11 protein-coding genes are annotated in these 12,129 nt (G+C 65.3%); 2 read left to right on the forward strand and 9 right to left on the reverse strand.

The window, feature by feature from the left end:
- Positions 1–115: 115 nt before the first annotated feature.
- The 9 genes from ABIB91_RS08995 to ABIB91_RS09035 form a co-directional block, all read right to left on the reverse strand.
- Complete coding sequence (locus tag ABIB91_RS08995; protein WP_354160126.1) at positions 116–1,264, reverse strand: M20 family metallopeptidase; 1,149 nt, start codon at positions 1,262–1,264, stop codon at positions 116–118.
- 338 nt (positions 1,265–1,602) lie between these two features.
- Positions 1,603–2,988, reverse strand: a complete 1,386-nt coding sequence (gene flbD, locus ABIB91_RS09000) for a sigma-54-dependent transcriptional regulator FlbD (RefSeq protein WP_354160128.1) — start codon at positions 2,986–2,988, stop codon at positions 1,603–1,605.
- 38 nt (positions 2,989–3,026) lie between these two features.
- Positions 3,027–3,377, reverse strand: a complete 351-nt coding sequence (fliN, locus tag ABIB91_RS09005; protein WP_007596160.1) for a flagellar motor switch protein FliN — start codon at positions 3,375–3,377, stop codon at positions 3,027–3,029.
- 3 nt (positions 3,378–3,380) lie between these two features.
- Positions 3,381–4,001, reverse strand: coding sequence for a FliH/SctL family protein (locus tag ABIB91_RS09010; protein WP_219681649.1), 621 nt, complete (start codon positions 3,999–4,001; stop codon positions 3,381–3,383).
- Positions 4,001–5,092 (reverse strand): flagellar motor switch protein FliG, encoded by a 1,092-nt coding sequence (gene fliG / locus ABIB91_RS09015; protein WP_219681648.1) that lies wholly within the window; start codon positions 5,090–5,092, stop codon positions 4,001–4,003. Before fliG ends, ABIB91_RS09010 begins: the two co-directional genes overlap by 1 nt.
- A 17-nt stretch (positions 5,093–5,109) precedes the next feature.
- Entirely contained in the window at positions 5,110–6,717 is a 1,608-nt protein-coding gene (gene fliF / locus ABIB91_RS09020; RefSeq protein ID WP_219681647.1) for a flagellar basal-body MS-ring/collar protein FliF, read from the reverse strand.
- 192 nt (positions 6,718–6,909) lie between these two features.
- Positions 6,910–7,185, reverse strand: a complete 276-nt coding sequence (gene sciP, locus ABIB91_RS09025; RefSeq protein ID WP_002714638.1) for a CtrA inhibitor SciP — start codon at positions 7,183–7,185, stop codon at positions 6,910–6,912.
- A gap of 359 nt (positions 7,186–7,544) precedes the next feature.
- Positions 7,545–8,252 (reverse strand): flagellar hook capping FlgD N-terminal domain-containing protein, encoded by a 708-nt coding sequence (locus ABIB91_RS09030; RefSeq protein ID WP_354160136.1) that lies wholly within the window; start codon positions 8,250–8,252, stop codon positions 7,545–7,547.
- Positions 8,253–8,265: 13 nt separating this feature from the next.
- Positions 8,266–9,918, reverse strand: coding sequence for a flagellar hook-length control protein FliK (locus ABIB91_RS09035; protein WP_502916962.1), 1,653 nt, complete (start codon positions 9,916–9,918; stop codon positions 8,266–8,268).
- A gap of 349 nt (positions 9,919–10,267) precedes the next feature.
- Between ABIB91_RS09035 and mnmA the strand changes: the two genes are divergently transcribed.
- Together mnmA and ABIB91_RS09045 are read left to right on the forward strand one after the other, a co-directional pair.
- Complete coding sequence (mnmA, locus tag ABIB91_RS09040) at positions 10,268–11,449, forward strand: tRNA 2-thiouridine(34) synthase MnmA (RefSeq protein ID WP_354160140.1); 1,182 nt, start codon at positions 10,268–10,270, stop codon at positions 11,447–11,449.
- A 21-nt stretch (positions 11,450–11,470) separates the two neighbouring features.
- Positions 11,471–12,109: a class I SAM-dependent methyltransferase gene (locus ABIB91_RS09045; RefSeq protein WP_354160142.1), complete on the forward strand. Its 639-nt coding sequence runs from the start codon at positions 11,471–11,473 to the stop codon at positions 12,107–12,109.
- Positions 12,110–12,129: the final 20 nt, after the last annotated feature.

Genomic DNA, 12,129 nt, shown 5'->3' on the forward strand with positions numbered 1-12,129 from the left:
GGTTCGGGAGGTCTCGTAGGGTGGGCAAAGGTGCACTTGCGCCGTGGCCACCATCTTTCCGCGGCACCTGAAGTGGTGGGCACGCTTCGCTTTGCCCACCCTACGGCAGCTGTTTTCACCCCCGCAAGATCGCCAGCGCCAGCGCCTGCGCGCGCGGGACGATGCTGTCGAGCTCGAGATATTCCTCTGGCGTGTGCGCAAGCCCGCCGACCGGGCCGAGGCCGCAGATGGTCGGCGTTCCGACCGCTGCGGTGAAACCGGAATCGGCGCAGCCGCCGGAGAACTCGCCCTGGAGCGTGGTGAGGCCGGCCTGCTTTGCGGCGGCCTGATAGTTCTCGAACAGCGCCTTTGAATCGGCGCTCTGCACCACCGGCACGAACTCGCCCTTGACCGTCAGCGTCGCGCTGGTGCCTGGCACGTAAGGTGTCGCGATGATGGTCTCGATCGCCGCCATCACCCTCGCGCGGTCCGCCGGATCGACGTAGCGCAGGTCAATCTGCCCTTCCGCGTAAGGCGCCGTGGTGTTGACGGATTGCCCGCCCGAGACGAGACCGACATTGAGCGTGATGCCCTTGTCGAGATCGGTCAGCGCGTGGATATGAACGATCTTGTGCGCGAGCTCGCCGATTGCACTGACGCCGGCGGCGAAATTGGCGCCGGAATGCGCGGCTTTGCCGGTAATGGCGACATGCATGAAGATGCCGCCCTTGCGGCCGGTGACGATATTGCCGGTCGGACGGCCCGGCTCGGAATTGAACACGGCGCGCGCGGCGCGTCCTTCGCGCTCGATCACCGGCCGCGAGGAGGGCGAACCGATTTCTTCGTCCGAGGTGATCAGCAGCTTGATCGGGTGCGGGTTGCCGCCGAATTTGTGAAAGGCGGTTGCCACGAACATGTTCATGACGACGCCGGACTTCATGTCGGCAACACCAGGACCATAGGCGCGCTTGTCTTGAATCGTGAACGGACGCCGTCCGGCCTCGCCCTTGCCGAACACGGTGTCGCGATGCCCCATCAACAGCACCGGCTTCTCGTTGCTGCCGGGTTTTGCGACTTCGGCATGGATCGCATCGCCGAAAGTGGCGTGGCTTTCGCGCCGGAACGGAATGCCGTGCTCGGCGAAATGCTGCTCGAACCGCGCCCCGACCGCATCGACGCCTTCCTTGTCATAGGATCCGGAATCGATGTTCACGACATCGCGCAGCAGGTCGATCATCGCCTGCCGCTGCGTCGCCAGCCAATCCGTGATTTGAGCTTGAGACATGTTTATCCTCGCGTGGTTCTCGGTGGCGCTTATAGGGCTTTGCGGGGGCTTGACCTAGTCGGAGAATGCGGTGCGGCCATGTCGCAGTCTGCGGGTTTGATGCACGCTGCCTCCCCAACGTCGTCCTGGCGAAAGCCAGGACCCATACCGCGGAATCTGTCGACGGAGGGTGGTAGGAGTACCGAACGACGAATCTTCGCCAAACTCCCCCTTGGGGTAATGGGTCCTGGCTTTCGCCAGGACGACATTGAGAGTCTGGAGGCTGTCTGCACTTCACCAACAAAAATGCCCGAGGACCAGCCCCGGGCATTCGCAGTCTCAATGTTCGGCAGGAGCGCCTACGCCCCCACCATCGGCATGCGCGGATATTCACCCGGGGTGCCGGCTGGCGTGATCGGAATGCCGCCGTCGGAATATTCGTTGAGCTTGTTGCGCAAGGTGCGGATCGAGATGCCCAGGATGTTGGCGGCATGGGTCCGGTTGCCGAGGCAGTGCTTCAGCGTCTCCAGGATCAGGTCGCGCTCGACGTCCGCGACGGTGCGGCCGACCAGTGCCCGCGTCACCTGCTCGGCGGCCATGGTGGCATGCGCCACGGCCGGCGCGGTCTTGGCGAGGTCGAGGCGGTCGCCGTCGGGCGTGAGGATCGCATCGGCACCGATCTCGTCGCCCTGCGCCATCAGGACCGAACGGTGCATGGTGTTTTCGAGTTCGCGGACGTTGCCCTGCCAGCGGTTGGTGGAGAGCACGCGGCGCGCTTCCGCCGAGATCGGGCGCATCGGCACGCCATTGGCTTCGGCATATTTCTTCACGAAGTGCTGAGCGAGCTCGAGAATGTCGAGGGGACGCTCGCGCAGCGGCGGGATCTTCAGATTCACGACGTTGAGCCGGAACAAGAGGTCTTCGCGGAACGTGCCTTCGCGCACCGCGTCCACCAAGTTGCGGTTCGAGGTCGCGATGATGCGGATGTCCACCGGGACGGGCTTGGTGCCGCCGACACGGTCGATCACGCGCTCCTGGATGGCGCGGAGCAGTTTCGATTGCAGGCGGACGTCCATTTCCGAGATTTCGTCGAGCAGCAGCGTGCCGCCGGTTGCCTCCTCGAACTTGCCGATGCGGCGAGCGATCGCGCCGGTGAAGGCGCCCTTCTCGTGGCCGAACAGCTCGGACTCCAGCAGATGCTCGGGGATCGCGGCGCAGTTGATCGAGATGAACGGGCGCTTGGCACGGGCCGAGCGGGTGTGGACGTATCGAGCCAGCACTTCCTTGCCTGTCCCGGATTCGCCGGTGATCATCACCGAAGCGTCCGAGCCCGCGATCTGCTGCGCGAGCTTGATCACCTTGGCCATTGCCTCATCGCGATAGACCAGCTCGCGGGAATCGTTGGCGACCGCGGCCAGCACGGCTGCGATCAGTTCCGGGTCCGGTGGCAGCGGGATGTATTCCTTGGCGCCGGCGTGGATCGCGGCAACCGCGGCGCGGGCGTCGTTGGTGATGCCGCAGGCGACGATCGGCGCGTGGATGTGTTCGGCCTCGAGCCGCATCACGAGGTCGCGGATGTCGAGGGCGACGTCGACCAGCAGCAGGTCGGCGCCCTTGCCGCCGCGCAGCACGCGCATCGCCTGTTCGTTATCCTCGGCGTGGGTCACGGTGGCGCCGTTCGCCATCGCGATCTTGGTGGCGGTGGTGAGCTGGCCCTTCAATGTGCCAACGATGAGAAGCCGCATGTCAGTCTCCTGTGGTCGCGCTGCCGCGCGTCGTCGCTTTAGGCGCGTTCAGTCTTGATGATTTCGGTCATGGTCACGCCGAGCTTGTCCTCCACCAGGACGACTTCGCCGCGGGCGACCAGCTTGTTGTTGACGTAGATGTCGATGGCCTCGCCGACGCGTCGGTCGAGCTCGAGCACGGTCCCGGGTCCGAGCTTCAACAGCTCGCTGACGTCCATCTTGGAGCGGCCCAGCACCGCCGAAACCTGCACCGGCACGTCGAACACGGCCTCGAGGTCGGCGGCGGCGCGCGTCGCATATTCGTCCTCGTTGTAGCCGACGTCGGTGCCGGTAGGCGGCATCGGGCCGTTGAGGTCGGGCAGCGGGACCTGTCCGTCAGTGTCGCTCATGATTTAACTCCCCCTGCGGGACGCAACATAGCGTCCCACCATTTCGTCGATCTTGGCCGCGATGGCGGCGCGCTCCAGCACGACGCCGCCATCGGCCCATTCGATCCGGCAGTCGCCGGTGGCAATCTCCGGCTCGGCCAGAATCACCAGCCGGCCTTCGAAGCCGTTCTGCCTGGCCAGCCGCTCGATGTTCTCGCGCGCGGAATCGTAGAGCGCGTCGTTGATGCGGACGACGAGATGCGGCGTCGCGACCAGATGCGAGAAGCAGTCCTTGACCAGCGCGACGATCTCGCCGAGCGGCTCGGCGGCGACCAGATCGGCGCACAGCTTGCGCGCCACTGCGACCGCGACGTCGACCGCCTCGGTCTCCATCTTGGATTCGATGTTGCCGATGCCCGAGGCGATGCCCCGGATGGCGATGTTGATCTCTTCCATGGCGAGCGCGACACGGCGGTCGCTCTCGGCCTTGGCCTCGCGCTGGCCGGCGGCGAAGCCGTCCTGATAGGCGCGCGCCTCGGCTTCCGCGACCTTCTGGGCGATCTCGGCCGCGGTTGCGGCCTTCTCGCGCGTCCGGTCGGGCGCTGCGAAGTCGTTGTCGAACAGGAATTTTGCCGGAGCGGCCATCAATACACCAGCTCGTCGTCGGCGCGGTTCTTGGTCAGCATGATCTCGCCCTTGGCGGCGAGATCCTTGGCGAGGTTGACCAGCAGCGCCTGGGCCTCGTCGACGTCGCGCAGGCGGACCGGACCCATCGCCGCCATGTCATCCTGGAGCATTTTTGCCGCACGCGACGACATGTTGCCGAAGAAGAAATTGCGGACGTCCTCGTTGGCGCTCTTGAGCGCGACGCCGAGCTTGTCCTTGTCGACGTTGCGCATCAGGGTCTGGGCGGAGCCGGAATCCAGCTTCACGAGGTCGTCGAAGGTGAACATCAGCGCCTTGATTCGCTCGGCCGATTCGCGGTTGTCCTCCTCCAGCGAGGTGATGAAGCGGGTTTCGGTCTGGCGGTCGAAATTGTTGAAGATTTCCGCCATCACCTCGTGGGCGTCGCGTCGGCGGGTCTGTGACAAATTGGACATGAATTCGGTCCGCAGCGTCTTCTCCACGCTCTCGATCACCTCCTTCTGCACCGCCTCCATCTTCAGCATGCGGTTGACGACGTCGAGCGCGAGATCCTCGGGGAAGATGCCGAGCACGCGCGCGGCGTGTTCCGGCTTCAGCTTCGACAGCACGACCGCGATGGTCTGCGGATATTCGTTCTTGAGATAGTTGGCGAGCACCTCTTCCTGCACGTTGGAGAGCTTCTCCCACATGTTACGGCCGGCGGGGCCGCGGATTTCGTCCATGATGCCGTTGACGCGCTCGGGGGCCAAATATTGCTGGAGCAGCCGCTCGGTGGCGTCGAAATTGCCCATCAGCGCGCCGGAGGCCGACATGCGCGAGACGAATTCGAGCAGCATGTCCTCTACGGTGTCGACCTCGACGGTACCGAGCGTCGACATCTCCAGAGAAAGCTGGCGCACCTCGTCGTCGTCGAGCAGCGACCAGATCTTGCCGCCATATTGCTCGCCGAGCGCCAGCATCAGGATCGCGGCGCGCTTCGGCCCCGCCACCGCGTCGACCTTCGCGCCTCCGCGGCTGCCGGCACGCTGACCGAGCGTGGAGATCACGCTGGTGATGTCGTTGGAATTGGCGTTTTGCAGGGCAGCGGCCATGTCAGATCACTTCTCGATTATTTCGTGGGTTCGGTCAGCCATTGGCGGATGATGGCGACGGTCTCGTTGGGATTGCGCTCGGCGAGTTCGCCGACACGATGGACGGATTGGGCATGGACCTGGCCCTGGACGGTGGCGACGTCGATCGCGCTCGCGGCGCCGCTCGGCAGGAGCGGCTGGCTGGCGGGCGCGGCCTCGTCGCTCGCCGGACCGGTGAGGACGCCGGAGATGGCGGCCGCGACTTCGTCCGATGCCAGGATGCGCTTGACCAGCGGCCGGATCACCAGGAACAGCACGACCAGGCCGAGCAGCATCATCACGCCGAGCTCGACGAAGTACATGACGTCGTCCTTGGTGAACTGGAGCATGCCGAGCAAGCCGCTCGGCTCCGCGATCGGGGTGGTGGAGGGGGCGTCGGCAAAGCGCAGATTGACGACCTCGACCTGGTCGCCGCGCTTCTGGTCGAAGCCGATCGCCGAGCGCACCAGCGTGGCGATGCGGTCGAGCTGCTCCTTGGTGCGGTCCTGGTAGGCCAGATCGCCCTTGTCGTTCTTGGAGTAGATGCCGTCGACCAGCACCGCGACCGAGATGCGGTTGACCCGGCCGGCCTCGGTCACCTCGGTCTTGGTGGTGCGGGATATCTCGTAATTGTTGGTCTCTTCGCTCTTCTTGCTCTGGTCCTTGGCCGCGACGCCGCCGTTCTGCTGGTTGCCCGGCAACTCGTTGTTGACGGTGACCTGGCCGTTGTTGTCGGCGGTCATGCTCTGCTCTTCGCGGGTCTGGGTCGAGCGCAGCACGCGGCCTTCGGGATCGTACTTGTCCGAGGTCTGGGTGATCTTGTTGAAGTCGAAATCGGCGGAGAGCTGGACCCGGGCGCGCCCCGTCCCCACCACGGAGGAGACGATGTCCTCGACTTGCTTGCGCATCCGCTTCTCGAAGGCGGTGCGGCGCTCGTCGCCCATCGCCTGCTCCGGATCGGTCTGGGCGCCGTCGGCGAGCAGCTGCCCGGTCTCGTCGACGATCGAGACCCGCTGCGGCTTCAGCCCGTTCACGGCAGAGGCGACGAGGTGGCGGATGGCGCGGATCTGCTGGGCTTCCAGCGCGCCGCGGACCCGCACCACGATCGAGGCCGACGGCTCCGGCGCCTCGCGCGAGAACAGCGGGCGCTCGGGCAGCACCAAATGGACGCGGGCGGCCTGGATGCGGTCGATGGCGCGGATGGTGCGGGCTAGCTCGCCTTCCAGCGCGCGGAGATGGTTGATGTTCTGGACGAAAGAGGTGGTGCCGAGCGCATCCGACTTGTCGAACACCTCGTAGCCGACCCCGCCGCCCTTGGGCAGGCCGCCCTCGGCGAGCTTCATCCGCAGGCGGGTGACCTTGTCCTTGGGCACCATGATGATGGTGCCCTCGTTGCGCAGCTCGAACTGGATGCCCTGGCGCTCCAGGTCCTTGATGATGCCCGAGGAGTCCTCGACGCTGAGGTCGGTGAACAGCGTCGTCATCTGCGGCGTGGTGACGCGCATGATGACGAACGCAAAGAAGCCGACGAGCGCGGCGGTGACCGCGATCATCGCCCCGAACCGGGCGGCTCCGATACCCTTCAGAAAGTCCGCAAGACCTTGCAAGCAACCGCCCCGACAGATTCGGCTGCTTTCACAGGAAAGGCCGACTGGGCAATTATTGCCTAGGTGATGGTTTCGATATGGTTAACGAAGGTTAAGAGCTGCGACAAAAGTAGCGCCAAAACGAAACATGAAAAAAATCGGCCTCGCAAGGCGAGGCCGATTTTCGTCAAAAGCCGCAGATTTCCGGATTGCCTACTGGCGATATTGTTGGATACGGGTGGTGCGAAGTCCCGCCAGACCATGCTGGTCGATCGAAAACTGCCAGGAGAGGAATTCGTCAACCGTCAGGGTATAACGGCTGCAGGCCTCCTCAAGGGAGAGAAGACCGCCACGGACTGCGGCGACGACCTCGGCCTTGCGGCGGATGACCCAGCGTTTGGTGCCGGGTGCAGGCAGATCCGCAATCGTCAACGGACTACCGTCCGGCCCGATGACGTATTTTACCCTCGGGCGATGGGGTTCTGTCATGGCGTACTCACAAACTCTCAACCACTGAACTCACTCAGGAACCCTACGCCCGCCGACTTAAAAATCCGCTAAGCCTAAGGCTTCAATACAATTCTCGTTGAAAATGGCTGGAACGCAGCCGTCTCGACCGGCGGGACGGTGCGTCCGGGCGGGCCGAGGGGGGTGTTCGTAAATACTTTACTAACGAAAGAGGCCTGCGGGGGTGTCGCACGGCCCTCAACGTCGTCCTGGCGAACGCCAGGACCCATAACCCCAGCGCGAAGTTTGGCGAAGACTCGGAGTTACTTCCTCGCGCCAAAACGACTTTCGGTGGCTATGGGTCCTGGCTTTCGCCAGGACGACACAGCGGCATTCCGCCTTTAATTGCTGGCCGTCGCGATGATGCTCTTGACCTGGCTCATCGTGTAGCTGGCGCCATCGATGGTCAGCAGCGGCGGCGACTGGGTCAGGTCCACGGATGACACCGTGCCCTGCACCTGCGCGGCGATGCCGACATTGTTGTTGGCGACGTCCTTGCCCGTGGCCGAGATCGTGTACTTGCCGTCGGGCCATTGCGTGCCGTCATTGCCCATTCCGTTCCAGGTGAACGGAACGTCGGTGCCCGCGCCGGCGGTGTATTTGCCGGTGAACACGGTCTGGCCGCTGGCATTGGCGACGGTGATGTCGACGGTGGCGTCGCTGGGCACGTTGAGATGCCAGGTTGCCGACGAGTTGGTCATGCTTGCGGTCGTGCCGTCGACCAGGGCGGTCTTGCCGACGAAGCCGAGCGCCTGGGTCGCCTGCGTGGTCTGTTGCAGGGTGACGAGCTGGGACAGCGAGTCGTTGGTCTTGAGCTGCTGCTCGACGCCGGCGAACTGCACCAGCTGCTGTGTGAACTGGTTGGTGTCCAGCGGATCGAGCGGGTTTTGGTTCTGCAGCTGCGTCGTCAGCAGCGTCAGGAAGGTCTGGAAGTTGCCGGCCAGCGTCGCGCCGGTGCTCGAGCCCAGGCTTGGGTTCGACGAGGTTTTCGGCAGGTCGGTCGTGCCGGAGACGACGGACGGGGCGGTGGCGGCATTCGTGGTAGTCATGATCGAATACTCCTCACACTCTGATATCGACGCCGCTGCTCGATCCGAGCATGCGGCCGTAGCTGCGCCCGACCGGGGCTGCGGGAACTGCGTCGTCGTCGCTGACGATCAACCGGCGGGCATTGCCGCCATTGTCGTTGTTCTGGCCGGAGTTCTGCCCCGACGAGTTCTGGTCGCGCAGGCTGAAGGACAGCCCGTTGCTGCCGGTCTTGAGGCCGGCATCGTCGAGCGCGCGCTGCAATTGCGGCGCGTCCTGCCGCAGCATCTGCAGCGTCTCCGGCTTCTCGACGGTGAGATGCGAGGTGACCTGGCCGTTGCGGTCGACATTGATGCGGACGTCGATGCGGCCGAGGTCGAGCGGATCGAGGCTGATGTCGAACCGGGTCTTGCCCGCGCGCGCAGCGGCGGCAATTTCGATCGGCACGCCGCTGATCGGAATGGCCGTATTGGTGGCCGCGGTCGCCGTGAGCGTCGCGGTCGAAGCGGTCGCGGCCGAAGTCGTATTGGTCAGCGACGCCTGCACGGCCGAGGCCGCCTGCGCGCCGGTGTCGGTGGTGGGGACAGCGACCTGCGTGCCGGCATGGGCATGATTGGTTGTCGTCGCCGGTGCCGCATCGGCGGTGCGGTCGGAAGTCCCAGCCTTGGCGTCGGCCGCGTTCGCATCGATGGACGGCTTGTCCGGTTGCGGATGCGCCGTGGCGGCGGACGCTGCTGTCGCCGAGGTCTGCGCGGCGTTCGCCTTGCCGGTGTCCTGGCCGATATTGGAGACGTCGCCCGCGCCGTGCGCAAGGGCTGCGGCCTTGAACGAGGTTTTTGGCGTGCCCTGGTCGACCGCGGCGATCAGGCCGCCATTGGTCTTGGCATCGGTCGCGGTCGAATCGGTCGTCCCGGTCGCGGCATCGGCCAGCGTCGCCGAAGTGTCGGCATCGACCTTGGCACTTGCGGTCTTGGCGCTCTTGTCGCCCGGCGTCGCGGTATCGGTCTTGGGGCCGGCGATCTGCGCCGCGATGGACGCGCTGGCGGCGATGCCGGCGGCGGCAATCGTCAGCGGCGAGGAGGCGGAGCCGGCGGCCTGGTTCGTAGCCGCGTTCGGATCGGCCGGCACGGCCACGACGAGTGCGTTTGGATCGGGCACAGCGGCGGCCTGCGTCGCGTCAATCTGCGCGGCCGCGACGGCGTCAACGGCGGCAAGGCTGCCGTCGGCCTTGTCCCCCTTGGTCTCGTCGGACTTGTCCGCAGACTTGTCGGCCGATTTGGCGTCGGACGCCTCCGGCTTGTCCTTGGTCTTGCTATCAGCCTTGGCCGCATCAGCCGTCGTATCGTTCTTGGCGTCGCTCTTGGCGTCGTTCTTGGCGTCGTTCTTGATGTCGTTTTTGGCGGACGCGGAATTGTCAGCGTCGTCGCTGGCCTTGCTCTGCAAGGGCTTGTCGGTCGCCGAGCGATCGCGCGGGCTCCTGTCCGAGGCGGAGGAGGATGAATCGGTCCGGCGCGGGGAGTCCTGCGCGGAGGACGCCGCGCTGTCGCTGATCGCCTGGGTGTTGCTGTCCACCAGCGAGCCGAACGGGTCGTTGGCGGAGTTCTCTTTCGGCGCTTGCGACCGGGCAGGCTTTTGCTGCGCGCTCGGGACTTGCACGCTTGCCACGACATCTGACGTACGACCGACCACAGGCAACCCCTTGGAAACATCTTCGCCATGAGAGGGAGCAAGGAGCGGGCCATCCTCGCGCTGAGTAACTTTATTGAATGAAATCAATGGGTTGATGATTTGGCGTCCCCGCCTCAGGGCCTCTCGAAGGCCCGCCATTTCTGCCTCCCCGGCAAGAATTGCCGTAAACCTTGCGGGGTCCGTGATTGCTTCACCGGAAGGCCGCCTATATTAAAGAGACAGCTCTCAACCGCTTTCGACCGGGCAGGCCGTGCCCTTCGGGAACTCTCAGTTCCCGGGGATCGCCGATGTCCCGCCGGAAGCACCCAGCGGATCGCCCAACGCCGCCGTCCACAACGCTTTAAGGCCCATGCTCAACAGTCTGGATCTCGAAGGCCGTCCTGAGGATACCAGGGTCGTCGTTGCCATGTCGGGCGGCGTCGATTCATCGACGACGGCTGCGCTTTTGAAGGCGGAAGGCTACGACGTCGTCGGCATCACGCTGCAGCTCTACGACCATGGTGCTGCGACCCATCGCAAGGGCGCCTGCTGTGCCGGCCAGGACATCCACGACGCCCGCGATGTCGCGGCCAAGCTCGGCATTCCCCATTACGTGCTCGACTACGAGGACCGCTTTCGCGAATCCGTCATCGACAATTTCGCCGACAGCTACGCGCTCGGTGAGACGCCGGTGCCGTGCATCGAGTGCAACCGCTCGGTCAAGTTCCGCGACCTCTTGAAGACCGCGCGCGAATTGGGCGCCACCGCGCTCGCCACCGGCCATTACGTCGCCTCGCGCCGCCGCGCCGACGGCTCGCGCGCGCTGGTGTGTGCCGCCGACGCCGATCGCGACCAGAGCTACTTCCTGTTCGCGACCACGCAGGAGCAGCTCGATTATCTGCGCTTTCCGCTCGGCGACATGACCAAGCCCGAGACCCGCGAGCTGGCGCGGCGCTTTGGCCTCGCGGTTGCCGACAAGCACGACAGCCAGGACATCTGCTTCGTGCCCACCGGGCGCTACACCGACATCATCACCCGCCTGCGGCCGAACGCGATGGACCCCGGTGACATCGTCGATCTCGACGGCCGCGTGCTCGGCCGTCACAACGGCATCGCCAATTTCACCATCGGCCAGCGCCGCGGCCTCGGCATCGCAGCCGCCGCACCGCTGTTCGTGGTGCGGCTGGAGGCCGCCAACCGCCGCGTCGTCGTCGGCCCGCGCGAGGCGCTGAAGATGCACCGCATCACCTTGCGCGACGTCAACTGGATCGGCGATGGCGACATCGACCGCGCCATCGGCAATGGCCTCGAAATGTTCGTGCGCGTGCGCTCGACCCGCGCGCCCCAGCCGGCGTGGCTGCGCGGTGCGAACGGCCATTACGAAGTCGAGCTCGTCGCCGGCGAAGAGGGCGTTTCGCCGGGACAGGCCTGCGTGTTTTACGACGCACCTGGCGGCCAGGCCCGCGTGCTCGGCGGCGGCTTCATTCAAAGCGCCGCCGCGAAGGCCGCAAGCAGCACGACGAGGCCGCTCGCAGAAGCGGTCCGCGGCTAAAAAAATATATAGGGCAGGGGCATGGCAGCAGACATCTCGCGGGCCGGGGTCGAGAAGGCCTATGGCCGCTGGGCGCCGGTCTACGATCTCGTGTTCGGCAAGGTGTTCGACGCCGGCCGGCAGTCGACCATCGCGGAGGCCGACCGCATCGGCGGCCGCATCCTCGACGTCGGCGTCGGCACCGGGCTTTCGCTGTCGGATTATGCGCGCACCACAAAAATCTGCGGGGTCGACATCTCCGAGCCGATGCTGCGCAAGGCGCAATCGCGCGTGCGTGCGCTGCGCTTGAGCAATGTCGAGGTGCTCTCAGTGATGGACGCGAAGAATCTCGCCTTCCCCGGAAACTTCTTCGACGCGGTGGTCGCGCAATACGTCATCACCGCCGTGCCGGATCCGGAGGGCACGCTCGACGAGTTCGTGCGCGTGCTCAAGCCCGGCGGCGAGCTGATCCTGGTCAATCACATCGGCGCCGAAAAGGGTTTGCGCAAACTCTCCGAACTCGCGTTTGCGCCCTTGGCTCGCCGTCTCGGCTGGCGCCCGGAGTTTCCGTGGGCCCGCCTGGTCGACTGGGCCGCGAAACATGGCGGCGTTACGCTGGCGGAGCGCCGCCCGATGCCGCCGATGGGGCACTTTTCGTTGATCCGCTACCTCAAATCGTAATGTTCGGGGGTGGGAACAGG

The sequence above is a fragment of the Bradyrhizobium sp. JR4.3 genome (assembly GCF_040547695.1).
Classification (GTDB): domain Bacteria; phylum Pseudomonadota; class Alphaproteobacteria; order Rhizobiales; family Xanthobacteraceae; genus Bradyrhizobium; species Bradyrhizobium canariense.